Here is a 21,962-nt window from a genome sequence, read left to right as displayed (position 1 = left end):
AGTTATCGTCCTCTAAAATGCAGTCGGGAACGATGAACTCATTCCCTCAGGCAGGACTTATCACGGCCCCAAAATGGGGGTTATTTAAAAATATGAATCTACTCTAGTGCCGCCGCACCGCCGACGATTTCTGCAATTTCTTGTGTAATCGCTGCCTGACGAGCACGGTTGTAAATAAGTGAATAATTTTTGATCATTTCTTTCGCATTATCAGTAGCGTTTCTCATCGCAGTCATCCGGGCTGCATGCTCACTCGCTTTACTGTCTAAAAGTGCGCCATAAATTAAGCTCTCAGCATATTGAGGCAGGAGAACGTCTAAAATTTCTTCTGCAGATGGCTCGAATTCATAAGAAGTAAGCTTTGAAGAAGTTGAAAGATCCGTTAGTGGAAGCAGCTTCTTCTCAGTAACTTCTTGAGTAATGGCACTTTTATAATGCGTGTAATATAAGTAAAGTTCATCGAAGGTCCCATCGGAGAACATACCTACTGTACTACTAGTAATGTCTTTAACGCTTTCGAAGCTCGGTTGATCGGATATACCAACAATTTCGAGATCGACATTAATACCACGTTTCGCAAAGAAGTCACGTGCAACACGACCGATTGCAATAATCGAATATTCATCTTTCGATTTGTGGCGATTTTGGATTGTTTGAAACACACGACGGATCACGTTACTGTTAAAAGCACCAGCTAGACCACGATCGGATGTCATAACAATATAACCAGTTTTCTTGACAGGTCGAGATTGAAGCATTGGATGATTAATTCCGTTGCTGCCCATTGCGACAGCCACAGTAACTTCCTGGATTTTCTCCATGTAAGGAACAAATGCTTTTGCATTCATAACTCCACGGTTCCATTTAGCAGCGGATGTCATCTCCATTGCTTTGGTAATCTGACTCATCTTTTTAGTAGAATTAATACTATTTTTTATATCGCGTAATGATGCCATAGGTTCTCACCACCCTCTTACAAAGATTGTGTTTGGGGTTAAACAGTGGTGACAGGCACGGTTTTGGGTGCTGAGTTTCCACTGTTTAAACACCCTATACTAAATGTCAGACCCTACTTATTCGGAAACTGCGAACGTCTTTTTGAAAGCGTTAAGCGCAGCAGCCATATCGTCATCAGAAGGAAGATCTTTCGTCTTCACAATATGGTCTAACAAGTCTTTGCGGTTGTGGTCTAACCAATTAAGGAATTCTGATTCAAAACGACGGATATCTTCTAATGGAATATCATCAAGGAATCCGCGTGTTAATGCATATAGAATTGCTACTTGCTTTTCAACAGAAAGCGGCTTATGAAGATCTTGTTTAAGAACTTCAACAGTGCGGGCACCGCGGTTAAGCTTCGCTTGTGTAGCTTTATCAAGGTCTGACCCGAACTGTGCGAAAGCTTCTAGCTCACGGTATGAAGCAAGGTCAAGACGCAGTGTACCTGCTACCTTCTTCATCGCCTTGATTTGCGCGGATCCACCTACACGAGAAACGGAAAGACCTGCGTTGATCGCTGGACGAACACCGGAGAAGAAAAGGTCAGATTGTAAGAAAATTTGTCCATCTGTGATGGAGATAACGTTTGTTGGGATATAAGCAGAAACGTCACCTGCTTGTGTTTCGATAAATGGCAATGCAGTGATCGAACCAGCACCTAGTGTGTCGTTCAATTTTGCTGCACGCTCTAATAAACGGGAGTGCAAGTAGAATACATCCCCTGGATATGCTTCACGACCTGGAGGACGGCGAAGTAATAGGGAAAGCTCACGGTATGCAGCCGCTTGTTTTGATAAATCATCATATACGATTAGGACGTGCTTGCCGTTATACATGAATTCTTCACCCATTGCAACCCCAGCATAAGGAGCTAAGAATAACAATGGAGCTGGTTGTGAAGCAGATGCAGTTACTACGATAGAGTACTCTAACGCACCGTGCTTACGAAGGGTTTCAACGGCACCACGTACTGTTGATTCCTTTTGACCAATTGCAACGTAGATACAGATCATGTTTTGACCTTTTTGGTTCAAGATTGTATCGATTGCAACAGACGTTTTACCTGTTTGACGGTCTCCGATAATTAACTCACGCTGACCGCGGCCGATTGGCACAAGCGCGTCAATGGCTTTAATACCTGTTTGTAACGGCTCATGAACGGATTTACGAGCCATAACGCCTGAAGCTACTGCTTCAATAGGGCGAGTTTTTGTTGTATTGATTGGACCCATACCATCAACTGGTTGTCCTAAAGAGTTAACAACACGACCAATTAGTTCCTCACCTACTGGAACCTCCATGATGCGTCCTGTACGTCGAACCTCGTCACCTTCTTTAATGTCAGTGTAAGGTCCAAGAATAATAATACCTACGTTATTTGCCTCAAGGTTTTGAGCCATTCCCATAACGCCGTTTGAAAATTCAACAAGTTCTCCGGCCATGACATTGTCGAGGCCATGAACACGTGCGATACCGTCACCAACAGAGATAACTGTACCTACATCACTCACTTGAATTTCAGCCTGATAGTTTTCAATTTGCTGTTTTATCAGGGCACTAATTTCTTCAGCTTTGATGCTCATGAGTTTCACCCCTATCTACGAATCTTAGCTTAACAATTTACGTTCTAAACGGTCTAGCTTTCCGCGCAAAGAGCCGTCGTATATACGGTTTCCGATACGGAGCTTAACGCCGCCAAGCAGTTCGGAATCCACGATATTTTCAATTCTTAGTGATTTCTTGCCAATCTTTGCTGCAAACGTTGCAGAGATTGCTTCACGTTCTGCTTCTGTAAGCTCACGTGTGCTGTAAACTTCAGCTTCAGCAACTCCCTTTTCATCATTTACTAATTCAAAGAATTGGTTAGCTACTTCAATGATCTCGTCTTCGCGGTGGCGATCAATCAAGATCAATAGTGTATTCAGTACATATGGATTTACAGTTGAAAAGGCTGCTTTTAGTATCTCTTTTTTCTTATCAAGTGTAAGTTTTGAAGAGTTTAATACTGCCTTTAAATCAGCATTGTATACCATAACTTCCTTTACTACACGAAGTTCTTCTTCTATTACTTCAAGAAGCTGTTGTTCTTTTGCGATTTGAAAAAGAGCCAACGCGTAGCGTTTTGCTACCATGGAGTTGCTCATCGCTTTTCTCCTGCCTCTTGAATATATTCGTTAATCAGTTTATCTTGGTCTGCTGCATTCAATTCTTTTTCTATCACTTTAGAAGCAATTAAGACAGACAAGGAAGCAACTTGTTCACGAATAGCGGCAACCGCTTTTTCTTTCTGCTGCTCAATTTCAAGCTTCGCAGACTCTTTTATGCGATCTGCTTCAGTACGAGCTACAGCAATGATTTCTTCACGCTGAATGTCGCCCTGTTTTTTCGCATTTTCAATTAAAACTTGTGCTTCTGAGCGAGCTTCTTTTAAAAGAGAACGCTGCTCTTCTAATAGTTTCTTTGCTTCAACGCGACTTTGTTCTGCTGCTGAAATTTCTCCAGCAACATGCTCTTCACGCTGTTTCATGATGCCCATTAAAGGACCCCAAGCAAATATTTTCAGCAATACCATTAAGATGATAAACATAACAAGTTGGAAAATAATATCTCCCCAGTTTACACCAGAATGTGCTGCTGCTTCAGCAGAACCTAATACAAAACTATTTGTTAACACCTGCGATTCACTCCCTTCAAGGTCTTTCCTTAAAACAACCTATATATCAGTCGAAATAATTGTCGAAATCAATCGTTTATGTATAGGAATGAACATAAACGAATGGCGAAGGTTCTCACGAATGATCTTCGCCATTTATATGAACACGAGTGTGCTCGATTATTGACCTTGAACCATGAACGCGATAACAACCGCGATGATAGGAATCGCCTCAACTAACGCAACCCCGATGAACATTGTAGTTTGAAGCATACCGCGAGCTTCTGGTTGACGAGCGATACCTTCTACAGTTTTTGATACGATAAGACCGTTACCGATACCAGCACCTAGTGCTGCTAAACCAATTGCGATTGCTGCTGCTAAAAGACCCATTTGAAAATTTCCTCCTTTAATGTATAAAAAAATGAATTCTTAATTTTTGTTCTTATGAAAAGAACGGTTTTATGCTAATGGTCGCTGCTCACTTTGTGAGCTAAGTACACCATTGTTAACATACAGAAAATAAAAGATTGGATGGCACCGACAAAGACTGAGAAGCCTTGCCATACTAGCATTGGCAGTGCAGCGGCAATTGTTCCGCCCACACCGGTTGCTAAACCAGCTGCGAGTAAGCTTAATAAAATTTCCCCCGCATAGATGTTTCCGTAAAGACGGAGACCGAGAGTCAAAGTATTTGCAAACTCTTCAATAATTTTAATCGGGAACATAAACCAGAATGGTTTAAAGAATTCCCTTCCATATGCTCCTGCACCTTTCATCTTGACACCATAGTAGTGAGATAATCCTACTATCAATGTGGCTAAGGTCAAGGTTACAGCAGGATCTGCTGTTGGAGATTTCCACCAAAGAACTCCGTCAACTACAATTGAGAATGGTAGTCCCAGCATATTTGCTACAAAGATATACATGATGATGGTAATTCCGAGAATATGGAATCGTCCGCCATCTTTCCAATCCATCGTACTGTTAATAATGTTTTTAACAAAATCCATAACCCATTCCATGAAGTTTTGCATTCCGGTTGGTTTCATGGCCAGTCTACGAGTGGATAGGACGGCTAACAAAAAGACAATTGCACTAGCTATGGTAATCATCAAAATGTTTGCCAAATTAAATTGGAGCCCAAGAAACGTAACTATTGGAGCTTCGTGATGCAACAGTATTCACCTCGCTTCCCCCGCTATTTATCTGAAAATAAATTGTGCGTAAAAAAATCTATCATAATGACAATGTAGGATGTCATTAATCCTATAACCACACTAATGAGGTGAAACTGTTCAGGATACCTCATTGTGATGACAATCGCCAGTGCACCGGTTGCCATTCGTGAAAAAGATCCAAGTGAACGAACCGTTCTCCCTTCAGCAGCCGCTTGTCCAAATTTGTCGATTTTTCGAGCCATCAACCACAAATTAAAAAGGCTCAAACTTGTCCCAAGAATCAATCCAAGAAAGATTGATTGCTGCGAAGTGAACCCCCAGCCAAGCACATAAAAAGACAATAAAAAAAACATCCACTTTCGCTGTCGGGTAAACATTGTTTGAAATTCTGGCATGGTTGGTTTAATCTCCTGAATAGAACTTGCGGATTGAAAAGAGCATAGAGTAAATCCCAGCCGCTAAACCTATAAACAGTCCAATTATTAAGAAAATTGGTTCGGTACCCCACACTTTATCCAGCCATCTGCCTGCAAAAATCCCAATCAAAATGGAACCAACAAGGGAAGCTAGGATGGCGGACATTAGGGCATACGCCTTGAGCGGATTGCGGTTTTCATTACGCATACTATCGCATCCTCACCTTTAGAGAATACATCAAAATACGAGGTTTATGTACGTATGAGAATGTGTCGAATTTTCGAGAATTTTGTCAAATTACATGAAAACCCTCTCATTTTACATCCTTTGTTAGCATACCTCAGCCATTTTCCAATGTCAATGGATTTACGTGAATTAATCCACAAACTATTCTGAGTAATTTCTTCCATTTGGAAGTTTTAGTTAACACTATAATTGTAGTGTAATTTCGCTTTATTTTAGTGATGTAATTGTGACAATTTTGTGAACAAAATTGACAAGGAGTGGCTCCATATGTCCACCCCTTTCTGTCTTATCGAACGGCTTCTCCGATTACGAGCATCGTTTCAATAAAGTCTTCCTTTCCAGCCTTTTTGGCGAACACCTTTGCAAGATAAACGCCATCAGGCGGGAGATTTTCTTCTGTTATTTCCTTGCTCATTAATCCTTTCTTAACATTCTGATTGGTATCTAAGAAGCCGACAAATCGGAAATCATCTGGATTGAAAAGAGCAATACCAAACTCCTCCGCGCCACCTGGCAGGTACACTTCATACCGATAAGTTCCCTGCCGATCCCCGTCCTTAAAGTCAAAGCCCATTACTCTCGGATAGTTCGGTTCTTCAAGAACATAGATATAAGGAATTTGAATCGGATTTGCCCCGGCATGGATGGTTAGATAACCATCATGAATTTTCCCCTTCAGCTCAGCTGGATTTACTTCTAATTCCAGCTTTACATCCCGCGCCTCTCCAGGCTGCAGTGTAAACGCCAACGGGAAACTCCATTTCAAACCATCTGCCTGCTTCGGAATGTCGAACGTATAACGTACAGGTTTACCACCTAGGTTTTCTACATGTAAAAAGGTCTTGTGATTGTCCCCTTCACTTTCAAACTTTCCAAATCGAAGTGAACTTGGGCTGACAAGGGAAGTCGCTTTCACTGCTTCATTCACCTGAATTCTCCCTGCCCCCTGCTCGTACGTCCGATATAGTTTTCCGTTTTTCTCTAACGGTTTAGCTGTATTCATTAACGCCGCCTTAATTTGATCCGGTGTCCACTCTGGGTGTGCCTGTTTAATTAGTGCACATGCACCCGCCACATGTGGTGCCGCCATGCTCGTGCCCTGCAGTGAAAGATAGCCGCCAGGAATGGTTGAGTTAATCGCAACACCAGGCGCCACAATATCAGGCTTTACCTCCCACGTGTCCGTGACCGGTCCCCGCGAACTAAAATCTGCAAGGAGGTCCTTTTCCTCTGAGATAGCGATAGTTGCCAAGGTGTTCGGTTTGCTTTTTAAAAGCTCCCCATCCTTTTTCGTAATTGAACCGACCGGGATATCAATCTGCTCCTCGAGATTGCCCATAAAGCCGCCGCTTAGATTATTATAGATAATCACTGCCTTAGCTCCAGCCTCACGAGCATTTTTCGCCTTCTCAGAAAACGTTATTTTTCCTCTTTTAATGAGAACAATTTTTCCCGTAACTTCTTTTAAATCTGCTGCTGTACCAATACCGCCATCTACGATTGGATAAGAGCGGTCAAGGTCCCAATTTGCGGACCCTTCCAGCGGTTGAATTCGTAATTTTTCCCGCATTCCTTCTATTAATAGATAAGGGACCTCGATCGTGGGGGTGGAAGCTCCAACCGATATCGCCTTCGAGGCGGTTCCTGGAGATCCCACTGTCCAAACATTTGGCCCAGAATTCCCCGATGCGGCAATCGCAACGATTCCTCTATCGACAGCTCGGTTGAGGGCAAGGCTGATTGGCAGATCGGGACCGTTGATATCATTTCCAAGCGAAAGGTTCATAATATCGACTTTATCCTTAATCGCCTGCTCGATGGCAGCCAGAACATTCTCGGTTGTGCCCCCGCCGCCAGGCCCAAGTGCACGGTAAGCCAAAATTTTCGCGTCGGGTGCCACTCCTTTTAATTTTCCATTCGCCGCAATAATTCCAGCAACGTGGGTGCCATGGACTGTCGCTCTTCCTAAGGTTTTCGTTTCCATAGGATCCGAATCATTATCGACGAGATCACGCCCGCCGGCAAAATTTCTTTTAAGGTCAGGATGGGTGTAATCCACACCTGTATCAATAACCCCCACGGTTACACCTTTACCCGTCAAGCGCCGATTTTGTTTATCAAAGAGACCGCGAATCTCTTCGCCGCCGATAATCTTAACCCCTTCCTCACCCTGTGCTTTATACTCGTTCACAGGGGAAACGCTTATGATTTGCTTGCTGTTTTGTTGCGCCAGTTTCTCGATCGATTCAGGGTTCCCTTCAACAGAAAAACCATAAATCGCTTCTTGAAACACATGCCGAAGATGAATGTCCTTATATGGTTTAATGAGCAGTTGGATATCCTGAGGGGATTGCGGGTTATCAAGAACCACAATCGCAATCCGTTCTTTTGGAATCGGAGGTGTATCAAGTGAACGGGCCGAAGTCGTTGTTTGGAGGGAGAAAACAAGTACCAATAAAAGTGTCCATTTTTTCATGTGAAAAATTCCCCTTTTTTCATATCGTTTTCATTTAACGGGGAAAGTATGCAGTTTTTTGGTAGAGAGTATTTGGTGCTACGTTTTGTGCCGGTGGATGGGAGGTTTAGGGAGAGCAGAATGTACCTAGCTTTAGTCGGAGCAATTTCGAGAAATTCAGCAAGCTGTTTCCTAGTGATCGTTGTATTTAAAATTAGGAAATAATCCTTAATCGCTGCTAGATGTGCCTTCTTGGAAGTGAAATGACATATGTCGCACCGCCAACTGGCTGATATGTACTTCATTTTAAATGAGTTACAACTGGTACATTGAACTCCTGGCTTTATGTCAGATGGGGAAAGATTATATTTTTCGAGGACATCAGGAATGATGAGATCGTGTTCTTTCAGGAGGGTATCAGATAGTTGGGTTAGAACTTTTTTGGTTATTCGAGGCTTCGTATATTTTGTTTCCAACTCCCTTATTTTATCAATCAATGATTCAGCATAAATCAACTTTTGAAAGATATGTAAGTTGTCCTGGGTAGTTTCTATAATCGTCGACGTTTTACTAATAACCACTAGGCGCTCCACCGGTATTCCCTTAAATTGATGATCCTTTAGCCAATTATTGAATTGGAGATGGTGCCGTTTGACCTGCTGAATCGGGTTATCCATACCTTCTTCCAGGTTATTTAATTCTCTAGTCATCAGGTCCGATCCCTTTTTAAACTTTAATTTACCTGATATATTCTTCACTTCAATAATTAAAGCAAATTTGGCTGATACCAGCAGTAAATCCATTTGAAATGACTTTTTGTCCTTCAATCGCAATCCATGAAATATGAAATATTCCTCTTCTGGTAAAAATGATAGATGGTAACCCACATTCAGTTCTCCATAATACCCTTTCAGCCAAATTCGTAAATCTTTTTCTACCATTGGTCTTACTGGGTGCCCTTTTGGCATCCTTTTCAACAAAGCTATACATTGTTCCGCCTGAACCGGAACGATTAGTTCTAATTTGATCACTTATTGTCACCTCTTTTTAGGAATTTGTTGTCTAAATTCTAGAAATATTGTCGAATTCCTTTAAGGATTATTGGTAGATATGGTGAACATTATTGGTCTGCCTTGAGTTTTGAACATTTCTCATGGGGTTTTGTACAAATTTTAGTGGTTTTTGTACACTTTTCGAGGGCTTTTGTACACTTTTCAAACCCTTTTGTACAATTATACAATATTTGGAAAAACCACAACAAAAAAACTGAGCAGACATCAGTCTACTCAGCTTCAGAAAACCCTTATTTCGTCCCAAACAACCGATCCCCAGCGTCACCTAATCCAGGTACAATGTAACCATGATCATTCAACTTCTCATCTAACGCAGCAATATAGATATCTACATCAGGATGTGCTGCCTTAACAGCTTCTACACCCTCTGGTGCCGCAATCAAACACATAAATTTGATATTTTTGGCGCCGCGCTTTTTCAAGCTTTCGATCGCCACATTTGCTGACCCCCCTGTTGCGAGCATTGGGTCAACGACGATGAATTCACGCTCTTCCACATCACTTGGGAGCTTGATGTAGTATTCAACAGGCATTAATGTTTCTGGATCGCGGTATAATCCGACATGTCCTACTTTCGCAGCTGGAATTAACTTCAAGATACCATCAACCATACCGATTCCTGCACGCAAAATCGGTACAATCCCAATTTTCTTTCCTGATAATACCTTTGATTTTGCCGAACATACTGGCGTTTCAATCTCGATATCTTCAAGTGACATATCTCTTGTGATTTCAAATGCCATGAGTGTTGCAACTTCGTCTACCAATTCACGGAACTCTTTTGTTCCTGTATTTTTATCACGAATGTATGTAAGTTTATGCTGAATAAGTGGATGGTCGAAGACGTATACCTTTGCCACAATAATCGCCCCTTTTATATAAAAATTAACTTCGTCTCATTGTACAGAAAAAAATCACAATGAGCAACTTACATAAAAAGAAATCGACCCACAATGGAGTCGATTCATAGATGTTTAATATTCAGGATAAAGCGTAAATCTACCTGTTAAAGCTTCAACACGAGCAGCCGCTTCCTTAAGTTTCGCTTCGTCTTCATGATTTTTCAAAGTAAATGCAATAATTGACGCGATTTCGTCCATTTCTTCCAACCCAAAACCACGGCTTGTAACAGCAGCTGTACCAATACGGATACCGCTTGTTACAAACGGACTTTGTGGATCAAATGGAATCGTATTTTTATTAACGGTAATTCCTACTTCATCAAGTACCTTTTCAGCAACTTTACCAGTTAAACCAAGTGTCTGCATGTCTAAAAGAAGTAGGTGGTTATCGGTGCCGCCAGAAACAAGTCTGATGCCCTCTTTTTGCAATCCGTCAGCTAAACGCTTTGCATTCGCAATAATTTGACCTGCATATTCTTTAAAGCTGTCTTGAAGAGCCTCTCCAAACGCAACTGCTTTTGCAGAGATTACGTGCATTAATGGACCGCCTTGAATTCCAGGGAAAATTGATTTATCAATCTTTTTGCCCCATTCTTCTTTACAGAGAATCATTCCGCCGCGAGGTCCGCGAAGTGTTTTATGAGTAGTAGTTGTAACAAAATCAGCATATGGAACCGGATTTTGGTGAAGACCAGCTGCAACTAGACCCGCAATATGAGCCATATCCACCATTAAGTATGCGCCCACTTCATCTGCAATTTCACGGAACTTCGCAAAATCGATTTCACGTGGATAGGCACTTGCTCCAGCCACAATCATCTTTGGCTTATGCTCACGTGCTTTTGCTAAAACATCATCATAATTAATGCGGTGAGTGGTTTCATCTACACCATACTCAACAAAGTTATATTGAACACCACTAAAGTTTACTGGGCTTCCGTGTGTTAAGTGACCGCCATGTGAAAGGTTCATACCAAGAACAGTGTCGCCTTGTTCAAGGACCGTAAAGTAAACAGCCATGTTTGCCTGCGCGCCAGAGTGTGGCTGCACGTTTACGTATTCCGCACCAAAAATCTCCTTCGCACGATTACGAGCAAGATCCTCAACAATGTCCACGTATTCACAACCGCCATAATAACGGCGGCCTGGATAGCCTTCTGCATATTTATTGGTTAACACAGAACCCTGTGCTTCCATTACCGCTTCACTTACAAAGTTTTCTGAGGCAATTAATTCGATTTTTCCGCGCTGACGGCCTAATTCCTGTTGAATCGCTTCAAATACCTGCTTGTCCTGATTAGACAAATGCTTCATGGTAATCCCCCCTGTATGTATGAACCTGAATTAATCTTTTGAAAATTCCCTCTATATAATAGCACGTTTCTCTCTAAAAGAGAAATGGGGATTCGTAAAATCCCCGTTTTTTTTATTTTACCCTATTTATTTGATTAAGAAAACACCTTAAATACGAACGTTATATTAAATTTTATCCCAAATGTTCGTATAAGGGACTCAGCTGCAGCTAGAATTACCCGAAGTCTTTTCATACACCGCTCGAGCACCGCCAATTAGTTTTGGCCGTGTTTTTGCCAACGTTACGTGTGCATGTCCAACACTTTTCTGCGTTACTCTAATCGGTACAGCAACATGTTTCAAGTGCATACCAATGAAGGTTTGACCAATATCAATCCCTGCATCCGCCTTTAAAAATTCAACAACAACAGCTTCCGAAAATTTTTCAAATGCATAGGTGGCCATTGCCCCGCCAGCGGTTCTAATAGGAACAACGGAGACTTCTTCTAATCCACGTTTAATCGCCTCCGCACGTTCAATCACAAGTGCACGGTTTAAATGTTCACAGCATTGGAAAGCTAACGCGACACCTGTATCCTTTGCAAACAGACTTAATTGACGAAAAATCATTTCAGCGACTTCACTGGTACCGGCCGTTCCAATTTTCTCGCCGATTACCTCACTCGTACTGCAGCCGACTACAAACAGCTGACCTGGCTTTAAGGAAGCCTGGCTTTGAAATTCAAAAAGAATGGTTTCAAGCTCTTTTTCCCATACTTGAATCATCGTCTCATCCTACTTCTGCTCGTATTCGCTGATTTTTCCAACGCGAGTGGCATGACGACCGCCTTCAAACTCTTCTGTCAGCCAAATTTTTGCAATATCACGTGCAAGCCCAGGACCGATAACACGTTCACCCATTGTCAGCATATTGGTGTCATTGTGAGCACGTGTTGCTTTGGCACTAAAAGTATCGTGCACAAGTGCACAGCGAATTCCCTTTACCTTATTTGCGGCAATGCTCATTCCAATTCCGGTACCACAAATTAAAATTCCTCTATCAAACTCACCACTTGCCACTTTTTCAGCCACTGGCAGAGCATAATCCGGATAATCCACTGATCCTTCACAATCACAGCCGAAATCTTGGTACTCAATACCCAGCTCATCCATTAAACTAGCGATTTCTTTGCGGATATTAACCCCGCCATGATCAGATGCTAATGCTACTCTCATATTAAAAACCTCCCTATTAATCCTATTTAATCAAATATATAACTCAACTTCGATTACTGTCCAGCTCCAGGCGCCATCGGCTTGAGACATAAGCCAATCCGTCAAGAAGGTTAAAGAGCAACCTTCATGCCGGCTCGTCTTATGCTTGTCGCCGATAAACAGGCGCCTTCCGCTTTTCTGACTTAATATTGACATACCCATAAAAAAATATAAAGCCCTCAACACTGAGGGCTTTACATTTTTTCAATTGCTTTTGTTATTAACTTGTCGAGCTCTTGATAGGTCTCCTGGTAGATCTGCACACTTCCACCAAACGGATCGACCACATCGATATCATAGGCCTCACCTGTAAACTCTTTTAAGGTGAAAACTTTACCCGCTGTTTCGGGATATTGTTGAAGAATCACATTTTTGTGGGAACCCGTCATCGTTAAGATTAAATCTGCCCAATGAACAGATTCTAAGGTTAGCATATTGGATGAATGATTATGTTCGATATGATGATCTTCCAGGACTTTTTTGGCATGAGCAGACGCCTCACTTCCCGTTGCTGCATAAATCCCCGCAGACTTCACTTCTAGACCGTCAATCTTTTTACTTTTTAAAATCGCTTCAGCCATAGGGCTCCTGCAAGTATTACCTGTACAAACAAATAAAATGCGCTTCATGCGGCATGCCCTCCTTTTCATATATGTATCTATACTATCATTTTTCCATCCCTAATGAAAAAACCTTTCACTGTTATACGGAAAGGTTTTATAAAAAAGGAAGAAGTAATTTGATCCCAAATGCGAGCAGGATACTTCCTCCAAGTGCTTCGCTGTAGGAGCCTATCCAGCCTTGAGCCTTTCTCCCAAGCAGCAAGCCTGCCCATGTTAATATCGTTGCAACAACCCCAAAGCAAATAATCACCAAAATGGTTTTTGCTCCATAGATCCCTAACGTAAGCCCAAGGGAAAAACTATCGAGGCTCACACTCGTTGCAAAGATTAATAAGCCAAATCCAACCGGTGTCATCACCGATTCCTCACTTTTCCTGAGGCTTGACCAAATCATTTGCACCCCGAGCACCATCAGTAATAATCCACCGACTATGGATGCAAAGGTCCCAAACTTATCTGATAAAAATTTACCCGCGAGCATGCCCACAAGCGGCATCCACACATGAAATAACCCAATCGTAATTCCTATTTTAAAAATTTGCCGCAGCCTTAACTTGAACATGCCCATTCCTAGACCTACAGAAAAGGCATCCATTCCTAGTGCAAACGCCATTAAAATAAGCGTCACTAATTCTCCAATCATCCCATACACGCTAACTCTACCCCCTCGGACTTGCCCTGATTTAACATATGCACGTCCAAAAGGATTTAGAATTAAGAAAAGCGCAAAGCCCCCAGCGTAAACGCAACAGTAGAAGACGAGCCGATGCGCCTGGAGCTGGACAATTCCAAAAAAACAGGCCTCCTTCTTTAAGGAGAACCTGCACCTACTCACTAATTATTTTGTTGCCAGCGGCCTTTTGCAATCGATTCATAATAGCATGACCTACACCGGTATTCGGAAACATTTCACTATAGATAATATCCACTTTTTCCTGGTTAAACTTCCGCAATGTGTCATAAAGCGCCGCAGCAACACTTTCAAGCTCACTTCTTTTTCCACAAGCGATTGCGACATCACTAGGATAAGCCTCGACACTTTCCTCCGTTGTGAGCACGCCGACACGCAGCCCTTCCTTCTGCTTTTCTGCTATTAAACATCGCAAAAAAGAGGGACTTCCATTTACTAAATAGAGCGGTGCGTTTGGTGCATAATGCTGATACTTCATGCCAGGAGCTTTCGGCTTTGAAGCTTCATCAAGCAGCGCGGAGTCGAGACGGACCTCACCCACAACAGCTTCAAGCTGCTCCTTCGTCACCCCGCCCGGTCTTAAAATTAACGGAATTTCCTCCGTGCAGTCTAAAACCGTTGATTCTACACCGACACCCGTCGAACCGCCATCAAGCACTCCGGCAATTTTCCCGTTCAAATCCTCGATGACATGCTGTGCATTTGTAGGACTTGGTTTCCCGGAGCTATTCGCACTCGGTGCTGCAATCGGCAGCTGGCATTTTTTCAACAGTGCTAATGCCACAGGATGATCCGGCATTCTAACACCGACGGTTTCCAAGCCCGCGGTTGCCTTTTCTGACAAGACCCCATCTTTCTTTTTAAAAATAATCGTCAAGGGTCCTGGCCAAAACTCATCCATCAAAACAGCCGCCTTTTCTGGAACCTCCGTAACAAACGAATTGAGTTGCTGTTTGTCAGCAATGTGGATAATCAGTGGATTATCGCTTGGTCTGCCTTTCGCAGCAAAGATTTTTTCCACAGCCACATCACTTTCAGCATTACCCCCTAAGCCATAAACTGTTTCTGTAGGCAGTGCAACCACTTCATTTTCTTGTAAAAATTGAGCGGCATCCACAACCTGTGGATTATTTTTGAGGTTATCCACACATTTATCCACTTTCCAAACTTTTGTGTTCATAGTTATCCACCTTTATCAAAAGCGCAAATGATATCGAAATTTGCCGAATTTAGGCTCTTTGTCTCATATTCCATTTGAAAGTATAGTAGAAGGTGGGGATAAACACAACCCTTTGTCCACAATTTGTGTATAACTTTTCCGAAAAAGTGGATAACTTTGTGGATTAATCCACAATTATAATGAAAATTTCAAAAATAACGAGTTATCCACATTAAATACATGTCGAATATGCTCTAAGCTATACATTTCCTCAGGTAATTGGTCCCGTGCCACCTTCTCAAACCCAAGCAACTCAAAAAATGGCAGCGCCACTCCCTTATTAGTCGCCAAAAACAAACTTCTTAACCCTTTTTCCTTCGCTAATTGCATCATCTGTGTGATCAACAGGAAAATATCCTTTTCAGCTTGTCCCGGTGAAACAACCAACGAACGCAATAAACCACACTCTGCAAATACTTCCATTCCAAGTGTACCCTTAATCGCCCCATCCTCATCCTCTAGCAATAAAAAGAACTCCACAGTTTCCTCACTTAGTCCTTCACAACCCAGATTCGCCCTCGTCAAAAACTCTCTTAAACCGTTCAAATCCTCTTTGTTCGCGCATCGAATAACTGCTTGCATCCCTACCACCTCTTTTAGTTGATACTCTATTACTATGAAAATTTAAGAGAGTTAGAACTAGAATTACTAGAAAAAAAATAGCCAGCCCCGCATTCAGGACTGGCATTATTTATTTAAAAATACCCTCAAACATTTCTACTACAAAAAACTTCACTTTAACCGGTTCTTCATCTTCTGCAGTATACACCGGAGCCTCTTTTACCGCTTTCTTTTTAACAGGTGTTTGTTTTTCCTCTACTACTTCTTTCTCAACTGGTTCTTTTACTTCTACTTTCTTTCCTTCGACAACTTGCTTAACTTCTTTTTCTACTACAACCTGTTTTACCTCTTCAACTTCTTCTTCGATCTGCTCTTCTACTTGAATCTGTTCTTTCTTAGCATTTACATTCTTAACGGAATTTGTCACTTTCTCTTCTACTTTTTCTAGTTCTTCCGAAGCTTCTGCCACTTGCTCTTCCTTCTCAGCTGCATATGCTTTATCTTCAAAACCATCACTTTGTACGGCTACTCCATTAGAAAAATCTAAGAAACATAATGGCGGGTAAAGCACACACCACCAGTTAGCGCCTGTCCCTTCACCTAAAGTAATTAAGATCGCTTGGTACTCGCCTGCAGGATATAAAAACTCACCATACAATTTAGTTGGAAATTGAACTTTCCCAAACTCCACATTCACGCTTTGAATCGACCCTTGCTCTGCTACAACCTTTTCCGCAATAGCTTGAACTTCTGGAAGCTTTGAATTAATGACAGATTTTGCTTTATCCAAAGATGTTAAATCCTGAACCCATAACGTGATTTGTGCATTGACTGCGTCACGGACCTTTCGTTTAATTTCCTGATCCTCTGCACTATCGCTATTTGCTAGAATACGAAGGCGAATCGCCTCAGCTGGAATAACGATTGAATCCTTTGCCACCGCTTCCGTTTTCGGCATATATAAGTTTAATATCGTTCCTAACGATAAAATGATTAAATAAGACCACACCAAAACTTTACTGTTCATATTCATATTCTCGCACCGTCCCTTCACTATCCTCATTGTGGACAAATGCCAAGAATCTTAAACTAGTAAATTTAAAAAAACTAGATTTCCTTTTAACAAAAAGCAAAAAAATAAAACCCGCACAAGCGTGCGGGTGCTTATGTGGATTAACGGAAAGTTCCGCCTAAGTGCTGCTCAGCCATACTAACTAAACGCTTTGTAATTTCGCCACCAACAGATCCGTTAGCGCGTGAAGATGTGTCGGCTCCAAGCTGTACTCCAAATTCTTGTGCAATTTCATACTTCATTTGTTCAAGTGCCTGTTCTACTCCTGGAACTAAAAGCTGATTGCTATTGTTGCTTCTTGCCATTTTGTATCATCTCCTATAGTGTAATTGTTTTACACTTATAGTTTGGAATGAGATAGCTTAAGTTATTCGTAATAGTATGTTGGTAACTTTTGGATTCATAGCCTTCCAAAAAGAATGCAAACTAACAGAGATGTTGGCATCTTTTTTTAGAAGGTGGTGAAAACATGTCTAAACAGAAGAACAAGAAAGTACAGCATAATCCTGCTATGCCCAAAACCGATGTGGAATTTGCGCATACCGGACTTGAAAAAGTCGCTTTAAAAGCCCAGGAACGACAACACAATAAGTAATCACAGGAAATGCGATGCTTCGGTCACGGAGGATCGCTTTTTTTATGTAAGGTTCTTTTCAGCTTGAGCGATCTGTCCTCAAGACCCTGGATTAAGGACTAATCCTTCTGCCATGCCATGCGATTTGTCCTCAAGGCCCTGGATTAAGGACTAATCCTTCTGCCAAGTCCTGCGATTTGTCCTCAAGGCCCTGGATTAAGGACTAATCCTTCTGCCAAGTCCTGCGATTTGTCCTCAAGGCACTAGATTAAGGACTAATCCTTCTGTCATGCCATGCGATTTGTCCTCAAGGCCCTGAATTAAGGACTAATCCTTCCGCCAAGTCTTGCGATAAGTCCTCAAGGCACAAGATTAAGGACTAATCCTTCTGCCATGCCATTCGATTTGTCCTCAAGACCCTGGATTAAGGACTAATCCTTCCGCCAAGTCCTGCGATTTGTCCTCAATACCCTGGATTAAGGACTAATCCTTCTGCCATGCCATTCGATTTGTCCTCAAGACCCTAGATTAAGGACTAATCCTTCCGCCATGCCATGCGATTTGTCCTCAAGACCCTGAATTAAGGACTAATCCTTCCGCCAAGTCCTGCGATTTGTCCTCAAGGCACTAGATTAAGGACTAATCCTTCCGCCATGCCATTCGATTTGTCCTCAAGACCCTGGATTAAGGACTAATCCTTCTGCCATGCCATTCGATCTGTCCTCAAGACCCTGGATTAAGGACTAATCCTTTCGCCAAGTCCTGCGATTTGTCCTCAAGACCCTGGATTAAGGACTAATCCTTCTGCCATGCCATTCGATTTGTCCTCAAGACCCTAGATTAAGGACTAATCCTTCTACCATGCCACCCGATTTGTCCTCAATAACCTTCATTAAACATCAATCTATGCAAAAACGGCGTTAATAACAAAAACAGAGCAATTCGTTTAGAATCACTCTGCTATCTCAGCAAACACCATCCGGTCCTTGCCGTTTATATCATTAAGAACTTCTACCTTCACATTCACAAACGCCTTTTTAAAAAGGTCGGCTACCGCCTCCCCCTGACCGGCCCCAATTTCAAAGCCAACCAGCGCGCGCGAAGCGATCACCTCCGGAAGCTCCACCATAAAGCGGCGATAAAAATCCAGACCATCCTCACCAGCAAATAAAGCCCGGTGCGGTTCATGCTCTGTTACCACTACAGACATGGTTTCGATATCACTTACAGGAATATACGGCGGATTCGAAATCACCACATCAAACTTTTGCCCGCGGAAAGGCTGCAGTAAATCACCATGAACAAATTCAACGTGGGCACCAAGCAGGCGGGCATTTTCTCGTGCCACCTTTAATGACTCTTCCGCAATATCAGAGGCATATACCGTTAAAGAAGGCTGTTCAAGCTTTAGGCTAATCGCAATTGCCCCGCTGCCCGTTCCAATGTCGACCACCTTTAGTTCCCGCTTATTGATTCGTTTCAACGTTTCATAAACGAGTTCCTCCGTTTCAGGCCGCGGAATTAGCACCTCTTCATTAACGATAAACTTCCGTCCATAGAACTCCTCTGAGCCGATTATGTATTGCACCGGCGTTCCTTTTACATGTTCATGGACCGCCTTTTCAAACACTTCCCATTGTTCCCCTGGCAGGTCATCACGGACATTAGCAAACAGCTGTGCCCGCGACATTCCAGTAAAATGTCGGAGCAGCAGCTCTCCGGCGTTTTCGTCCCGATTTGCTTTTTTTAAAAAAGAAGAAGCCCATTGCAGAGCTTCATACACTTTCTTACTCATCTTGACCACTTTCAAGCTTGCTTGTTTGGTCTTCTAGCGTTAATGCGTCGATGATTTCGTCAAGCTTACCTTCGATAATTTGATCAAGCTTCTGAAGGGTTAAGCCGATACGGTGGTCGGTCACACGGTTTTGCGGGAAGTTGTAAGTACGAATACGTTCAGAACGGTCACCCGTACCAACGGCAGACTTACGAACCTGATCATACTCAGCCTGTGCTTCCTGCTGGAACTTGTCATAAACACGTGCACGTAATACCTTCATCGCCTTGTCTTTGTTTTTATGCTGAGACTTTTCGTCCTGGATGGAAACAACGATTCCAGTTGGAATATGGGTTAAACGAACGGCTGACATCGTTGTATTAACAGACTGTCCGCCGGCTCCGCTTGAAGCAAACGCATCAAAACGGATATCTTTATCATGAATTTCAACTTCTACATCTTCTGCTTCCGGTAAGCAAACAACGGTAGCGGTTGAAGTATGAATCCGTCCGCCTGATTCCGTTTCCGGTACACGCTGAACTCGGTGAGCGCCATTTTCAAATTTCAGTTTAGAATAAGCACCCTGCCCATTGATCATAAAGCTGATTTCTTTGTAGCCGCCAAGACCAGTCGGGTTGGCGTCAATCAATTCAGTTTTCCAGCCCTGTGCTTCCGCATAACGGCTGTACATACGATAAAGCGTACCCGCGAATAACGCCGCTTCCTCACCGCCAGCAGCGCCGCGGATTTCAAAGATAACGTTCTTGTCATCATTTGGATCCTTCGGAATCATCAGGAACTTCATTCTTGCTTCTAGTTCCTCAATTTGCTTTTCAAGCTCATTAACTTCTTCCTTGACCATATCACGCATATCGTTGTCGAGCTTTTCCTCAAGCATTGCCTTGGCATCCTTAAGTTGTTCGCGGACGTCTTTATATTCACGATAGGTTTGTACAGTCTCTTGTATATCAGATTGTTCTTTTGAATATTCACGAAGTTTTTTTGAATCATTAATAATTTCTGGATCGCTCAAGAGTTCATTTAATCTCTCATAGCGATCTTCAACGGATTGAAGACGATCAAACACAGTTATTCACCTCTAGTTTTTGTCCATAACATTCTAATTATAGTATAGGTGAAAACCCCCGTCAAAACCAAATTCATCCGTAAAAATTTTTGGAGGGTTGTTTGGAGATGGATCGTGGGTACGTAAAGAAAAAAAACACGCCCTGAAGCCAGAGCATGTTATTGTTCCCTTATTTTAATGGTATAGCGCGGAAGTGCCTGTTCAAGTTTTCTCCGAAGCTTGTCAATGGCACGTTCTTTGCCGTTGAGATTGCCTTTTGTATCAACAGTAACGGTCATCTGATCCCCTGCGTTGTTGATCCAAATGGATTGGGATCTAAAATTATCGGTGCCGTTTACAATATCTCTGGCAACGTCTATATCTCTGCCCATATTATTTCTATTTGAGGCGTCATTCAAACTCGTTCCTCTCAAATTAAGGAAGTTAGGATTTTGGTCAGACATTTCTCCCATGTCGCGTTCCGGTCGATTATCAGCACGGTTGGACATATAGTTCGGGTTCATCGTGTCCTTTTTTAAATCGTAGGCGGTATTATCCGTGTCGTTTCCTTTCATACAACCCGATAGCAGTAGAACCGCAAAAAAAGTAAAAAACAACCACTTTTTCATTACTTACACCTCCTACAACTATCTTTCCCAAGCAGTTGAAGGAAGGTTCTAGTAAGATTATTCCAAATAAAAAAGTGTAAGAAGGCGTCGCCTCTTACACTTTATTTCACCACAGATTCTTGTATGCGGTAGGATGCAGTTTTAGGTACTTCATGATGGTGACGACAGCGCGGCTCATAGGCCTCTGACGCACCCACTAAGATTACAGGATCATGATAAGAGGCTGGTCTTCCATCGATTAAACGCTGTGTCCGGCTTGACGGTGAACCACAAACGCTGCAGACAGCCTGAAGCTTTGTTACCGTTTCAGCAACCGCCATCAATGCCGGCATCTGCCCGAAAGGCTCGCCGCGGAAATCCATGTCCAGCCCTGCTACGACAACACGATGCCCGCTGTCAGCAAGCTGCTGAACCACTCTTACAATCCCTTCATCGAAAAATTGCACTTCATCAATGGCAATAATGTCGATATCCGCCTCTACATGATGTAAAATTTCAATCGAATGGGAAATTGGCTTCGCATGAAAAGAGTTGCCATTATGAGAAACGACAGATTGTTCGCTATAGCGATTGTCAATTTTCGGCTTGAAAACAGCTATTTTTTGTTTAGCAAATTGAGCCCGTCTCACCCGACGAATCAATTCCTCTGATTTTCCTGAAAACATACTGCCGCAGATAACCTCAACCCATCCGAGTTGCTTCATTAAATACATAAATCGGCGTCTCCTTCCTATGTACGAAACCTATTACGTCTATATTTTTAAAATTCAACATGTTTTATTCAATTAAAAAACAGGCAAGTAAGTTTCTGCTTGCCTGTTTTGTGTAATTATTGTTGTTGCGCGTTTGGATCTTTAAGGCCGTATTTTTTGTTGAAACGGTCTACACGTCCACCAGCTTCAGCAAACTTTTGACGACCAGTATAGAATGGATGACATTCTGAACAAGTTTCAACGCGAATTTCGTTTCTAACAGAACCAGTTTCAAATGTGTTACCACATGCGCATGTCACCGTTACTGTTTTATAATTTGGATGAATTCCTGCTTTCATTCTTTTCATCTCCTTCCGCCCTGAATCATTCGAAACAGAGTTATATACATGCCTGTCTCGGACAAGCATCAAATACTAAAAACACACTGTTCACATTATAACAAGGTGAACCTATTTTGGCAAGTTGGGTTTTTATGGTTTTTCTGCATTAGACAGGTCTGTTGATTTCCGCTCCAGGCACTTCGCTTTCCGAGGGCGGGCCGGCGAG

26 protein-coding genes are annotated in these 21,962 nt (G+C 42.4%); 1 reads left to right on the top strand and 25 read right to left on the bottom strand.

The features are described from left to right. Positions 1 to 98: 98 nt before the first annotated feature. The 20 genes from atpG to QFZ31_RS21575 all read right to left on the bottom strand — a co-directional run bounded on the left by atpG (position 99) and on the right by QFZ31_RS21575 (position 16,965). Positions 99 to 956 carry an ATP synthase F1 subunit gamma gene (gene atpG / locus QFZ31_RS21670; protein WP_306074489.1) on the bottom strand — a complete coding sequence of 286 codons (858 nt, stop codon included), beginning with the start codon at positions 954 to 956 and terminating at the stop codon, positions 99 to 101. A 117-nt stretch (positions 957 to 1,073) separates the two neighbouring features. Beyond that, complete coding sequence (gene atpA / locus QFZ31_RS21665; protein ID WP_179598671.1) at positions 1,074 to 2,582, bottom strand: F0F1 ATP synthase subunit alpha; 1,509 nt, start codon at positions 2,580 to 2,582, stop codon at positions 1,074 to 1,076. A 24-nt stretch (positions 2,583 to 2,606) separates the two neighbouring features. Continuing rightward, positions 2,607 to 3,143 (bottom strand): F0F1 ATP synthase subunit delta, encoded by a 537-nt coding sequence (locus QFZ31_RS21660; RefSeq protein ID WP_179598673.1) that lies wholly within the window; start codon positions 3,141 to 3,143, stop codon positions 2,607 to 2,609. Next, positions 3,140 to 3,673, bottom strand: a complete 534-nt coding sequence (locus tag QFZ31_RS21655; protein WP_179598675.1) for a F0F1 ATP synthase subunit B — start codon at positions 3,671 to 3,673, stop codon at positions 3,140 to 3,142. Before QFZ31_RS21655 ends, QFZ31_RS21660 begins: the two co-directional genes overlap by 4 nt. 159 nt (positions 3,674 to 3,832) lie before the next feature. After that, positions 3,833 to 4,045 (bottom strand): F0F1 ATP synthase subunit C, encoded by a 213-nt coding sequence (atpE, locus tag QFZ31_RS21650; RefSeq protein ID WP_053368380.1) that lies wholly within the window; start codon positions 4,043 to 4,045, stop codon positions 3,833 to 3,835. Between the two features lie 74 nt (positions 4,046 to 4,119). Continuing rightward, positions 4,120 to 4,830: a F0F1 ATP synthase subunit A gene (atpB, locus tag QFZ31_RS21645; protein ID WP_179598677.1), complete on the bottom strand. Its 711-nt coding sequence runs from the start codon at positions 4,828 to 4,830 to the stop codon at positions 4,120 to 4,122. Positions 4,831 to 4,853: 23 nt separating this feature from the next. Further along, entirely contained in the window at positions 4,854 to 5,228 is a 375-nt protein-coding gene (locus tag QFZ31_RS21640) for an ATP synthase subunit I (RefSeq protein ID WP_307306747.1), read from the bottom strand. Positions 5,229 to 5,235: 7 nt separating this feature from the next. After that, complete coding sequence (locus QFZ31_RS21635) at positions 5,236 to 5,457, bottom strand: AtpZ/AtpI family protein (protein WP_307306744.1); 222 nt, start codon at positions 5,455 to 5,457, stop codon at positions 5,236 to 5,238. Between the two features lie 325 nt (positions 5,458 to 5,782). Then, positions 5,783 to 7,972: a S8 family serine peptidase gene (locus tag QFZ31_RS21630; protein ID WP_307306743.1), complete on the bottom strand. Its 2,190-nt coding sequence runs from the start codon at positions 7,970 to 7,972 to the stop codon at positions 5,783 to 5,785. Next, positions 7,969 to 8,982, bottom strand: coding sequence for a nuclease-related domain-containing protein (locus QFZ31_RS21625; RefSeq protein ID WP_307306742.1), 1,014 nt, complete (start codon positions 8,980 to 8,982; stop codon positions 7,969 to 7,971). The genes QFZ31_RS21630 and QFZ31_RS21625 overlap by 4 nt, the downstream gene beginning before the upstream one ends. Before the next feature lie 272 nt (positions 8,983 to 9,254). Next, positions 9,255 to 9,884, bottom strand: a complete 630-nt coding sequence (upp, locus tag QFZ31_RS21620) for a uracil phosphoribosyltransferase (protein WP_307306741.1) — start codon at positions 9,882 to 9,884, stop codon at positions 9,255 to 9,257. A gap of 114 nt (positions 9,885 to 9,998) precedes the next feature. Next, positions 9,999 to 11,240 (bottom strand): serine hydroxymethyltransferase, encoded by a 1,242-nt coding sequence (gene glyA, locus QFZ31_RS21615; protein WP_307306739.1) that lies wholly within the window; start codon positions 11,238 to 11,240, stop codon positions 9,999 to 10,001. 198 nt (positions 11,241 to 11,438) lie between these two features. Beyond that, a complete protein-coding gene (locus tag QFZ31_RS21610) occupies positions 11,439 to 12,005 on the bottom strand; it encodes a TIGR01440 family protein (RefSeq protein WP_307306738.1) in 567 nt (188 codons plus the stop codon). A 9-nt stretch (positions 12,006 to 12,014) separates the two neighbouring features. Beyond that, positions 12,015 to 12,455, bottom strand: coding sequence for a ribose 5-phosphate isomerase B (gene rpiB, locus QFZ31_RS21605; protein ID WP_179598694.1), 441 nt, complete (start codon positions 12,453 to 12,455; stop codon positions 12,015 to 12,017). Positions 12,456 to 12,688: 233 nt separating this feature from the next. Continuing rightward, positions 12,689 to 13,123 carry a low molecular weight protein arginine phosphatase gene (locus tag QFZ31_RS21600; protein WP_307306733.1) on the bottom strand — a complete coding sequence of 145 codons (435 nt, stop codon included), beginning with the start codon at positions 13,121 to 13,123 and terminating at the stop codon, positions 12,689 to 12,691. Positions 13,124 to 13,211: 88 nt separating this feature from the next. Then, positions 13,212 to 13,760, bottom strand: coding sequence for a manganese efflux pump MntP family protein (locus tag QFZ31_RS21595; protein WP_307311721.1), 549 nt, complete (start codon positions 13,758 to 13,760; stop codon positions 13,212 to 13,214). 184 nt (positions 13,761 to 13,944) lie between these two features. Next, entirely contained in the window at positions 13,945 to 14,988 is a 1,044-nt protein-coding gene (locus QFZ31_RS21590) for an L-threonylcarbamoyladenylate synthase (RefSeq protein WP_307306730.1), read from the bottom strand. A gap of 174 nt (positions 14,989 to 15,162) precedes the next feature. Continuing rightward, a complete protein-coding gene (locus QFZ31_RS21585; protein WP_306074480.1) occupies positions 15,163 to 15,609 on the bottom strand; it encodes a GNAT family N-acetyltransferase in 447 nt (148 codons plus the stop codon). A gap of 109 nt (positions 15,610 to 15,718) precedes the next feature. Beyond that, entirely contained in the window at positions 15,719 to 16,615 is an 897-nt protein-coding gene (spoIIR, locus tag QFZ31_RS21580) for a stage II sporulation protein R (protein WP_307306728.1), read from the bottom strand. A 146-nt stretch (positions 16,616 to 16,761) separates the two neighbouring features. Continuing rightward, a complete protein-coding gene (locus QFZ31_RS21575; protein ID WP_307306726.1) occupies positions 16,762 to 16,965 on the bottom strand; it encodes an alpha/beta-type small acid-soluble spore protein in 204 nt (67 codons plus the stop codon). Between the two features lie 164 nt (positions 16,966 to 17,129). Between QFZ31_RS21575 and QFZ31_RS21570 the strand changes: the two genes are divergently transcribed. Next, positions 17,130 to 17,255, top strand: coding sequence for a hypothetical protein (locus tag QFZ31_RS21570; protein WP_257029233.1), 126 nt, complete (start codon positions 17,130 to 17,132; stop codon positions 17,253 to 17,255). Between the two features lie 931 nt (positions 17,256 to 18,186). On the opposite strand, the gene prmC is transcribed toward QFZ31_RS21570, so the two are convergent. The 5 genes from prmC to rpmE all read right to left on the bottom strand — a co-directional run bounded on the left by prmC (position 18,187) and on the right by rpmE (position 21,754). Next, the gene (gene prmC, locus QFZ31_RS21565) at positions 18,187 to 19,029 is read right to left on the bottom strand and encodes a peptide chain release factor N(5)-glutamine methyltransferase (RefSeq protein ID WP_307306724.1); all 843 of its coding nucleotides are present in this window, start codon (positions 19,027 to 19,029) and stop codon (positions 18,187 to 18,189) included. Beyond that, positions 19,022 to 20,095: a peptide chain release factor 1 gene (prfA, locus tag QFZ31_RS21560; protein ID WP_307306722.1), complete on the bottom strand. Its 1,074-nt coding sequence runs from the start codon at positions 20,093 to 20,095 to the stop codon at positions 19,022 to 19,024. The genes prmC and prfA overlap by 8 nt, the downstream gene beginning before the upstream one ends. A 158-nt stretch (positions 20,096 to 20,253) precedes the next feature. Beyond that, positions 20,254 to 20,703 (bottom strand): hypothetical protein, encoded by a 450-nt coding sequence (locus QFZ31_RS21555; protein ID WP_307306720.1) that lies wholly within the window; start codon positions 20,701 to 20,703, stop codon positions 20,254 to 20,256. 101 nt (positions 20,704 to 20,804) lie between these two features. Further along, positions 20,805 to 21,416 carry a thymidine kinase gene (locus tag QFZ31_RS21550; RefSeq protein WP_179598712.1) on the bottom strand — a complete coding sequence of 204 codons (612 nt, stop codon included), beginning with the start codon at positions 21,414 to 21,416 and terminating at the stop codon, positions 20,805 to 20,807. Positions 21,417 to 21,532: 116 nt separating this feature from the next. Next, positions 21,533 to 21,754 (bottom strand): 50S ribosomal protein L31, encoded by a 222-nt coding sequence (gene rpmE, locus QFZ31_RS21545; RefSeq protein WP_307306718.1) that lies wholly within the window; start codon positions 21,752 to 21,754, stop codon positions 21,533 to 21,535. Between the last annotated feature and the right edge of the window lie 208 nt (positions 21,755 to 21,962).

This window comes from Neobacillus niacini, from assembly GCF_030817595.1.
Classification (GTDB): domain Bacteria; phylum Bacillota; class Bacilli; order Bacillales; family Cytobacillaceae; genus Neobacillus; species Neobacillus niacini_G.
This window is presented reverse-complemented; position numbering and strand designations above follow the sequence as displayed.

Bases quoted from the DNA above. Each gene is read 5' to 3' on its own strand.
- atpG (WP_306074489.1), bottom strand. From the start codon at position 956: ATGGCATCATTACGCGATATAAAAAATAGTATTAATTCTACTAAAAAG.
- atpA (WP_179598671.1), bottom strand. From the start codon at position 2,582: ATGAGCATCAAAGCTGAAGAAATTAGTGCCCTGATAAAACAGCAAATT.
- QFZ31_RS21660 (WP_179598673.1), bottom strand. From the start codon at position 3,143: ATGAGCAACTCCATGGTAGCAAAACGCTACGCGTTGGCTCTTTTTCAA.
- atpE (WP_053368380.1), bottom strand. From the start codon at position 4,045: ATGGGTCTTTTAGCAGCAGCAATCGCAATTGGTTTAGCAGCACTAGGT.
- QFZ31_RS21640 (WP_307306747.1), bottom strand. From the start codon at position 5,228: ATGCCAGAATTTCAAACAATGTTTACCCGACAGCGAAAGTGGATGTTT.
- QFZ31_RS21635 (WP_307306744.1), bottom strand. From the start codon at position 5,457: ATGCGTAATGAAAACCGCAATCCGCTCAAGGCGTATGCCCTAATGTCC.
- QFZ31_RS21630 (WP_307306743.1), bottom strand. From the start codon at position 7,972: ATGAAAAAATGGACACTTTTATTGGTACTTGTTTTCTCCCTCCAAACA.
- glyA (WP_307306739.1), bottom strand. From the start codon at position 11,240: ATGAAGCATTTGTCTAATCAGGACAAGCAGGTATTTGAAGCGATTCAA.
- QFZ31_RS21610 (WP_307306738.1), bottom strand. From the start codon at position 12,005: ATGATTCAAGTATGGGAAAAAGAGCTTGAAACCATTCTTTTTGAATTT.
- rpiB (WP_179598694.1), bottom strand. From the start codon at position 12,455: ATGAGAGTAGCATTAGCATCTGATCATGGCGGGGTTAATATCCGCAAA.
- QFZ31_RS21600 (WP_307306733.1), bottom strand. From the start codon at position 13,123: ATGAAGCGCATTTTATTTGTTTGTACAGGTAATACTTGCAGGAGCCCT.
- QFZ31_RS21595 (WP_307311721.1), bottom strand. From the start codon at position 13,760: ATGATTGGAGAATTAGTGACGCTTATTTTAATGGCGTTTGCACTAGGA.
- QFZ31_RS21590 (WP_307306730.1), bottom strand. From the start codon at position 14,988: ATGAACACAAAAGTTTGGAAAGTGGATAAATGTGTGGATAACCTCAAA.
- QFZ31_RS21585 (WP_306074480.1), bottom strand. From the start codon at position 15,609: ATGCAAGCAGTTATTCGATGCGCGAACAAAGAGGATTTGAACGGTTTA.
- spoIIR (WP_307306728.1), bottom strand. From the start codon at position 16,615: ATGAACAGTAAAGTTTTGGTGTGGTCTTATTTAATCATTTTATCGTTA.
- QFZ31_RS21575 (WP_307306726.1), bottom strand. From the start codon at position 16,965: ATGGCAAGAAGCAACAATAGCAATCAGCTTTTAGTTCCAGGAGTAGAA.
- QFZ31_RS21570 (WP_257029233.1), top strand. From the start codon at position 17,130: ATGTCTAAACAGAAGAACAAGAAAGTACAGCATAATCCTGCTATGCCC.
- prmC (WP_307306724.1), bottom strand. From the start codon at position 19,029: ATGAGTAAGAAAGTGTATGAAGCTCTGCAATGGGCTTCTTCTTTTTTA.
- QFZ31_RS21555 (WP_307306720.1), bottom strand. From the start codon at position 20,703: ATGAAAAAGTGGTTGTTTTTTACTTTTTTTGCGGTTCTACTGCTATCG.
- QFZ31_RS21550 (WP_179598712.1), bottom strand. From the start codon at position 21,416: ATGTATTTAATGAAGCAACTCGGATGGGTTGAGGTTATCTGCGGCAGT.
- rpmE (WP_307306718.1), bottom strand. From the start codon at position 21,754: ATGAAAGCAGGAATTCATCCAAATTATAAAACAGTAACGGTGACATGC.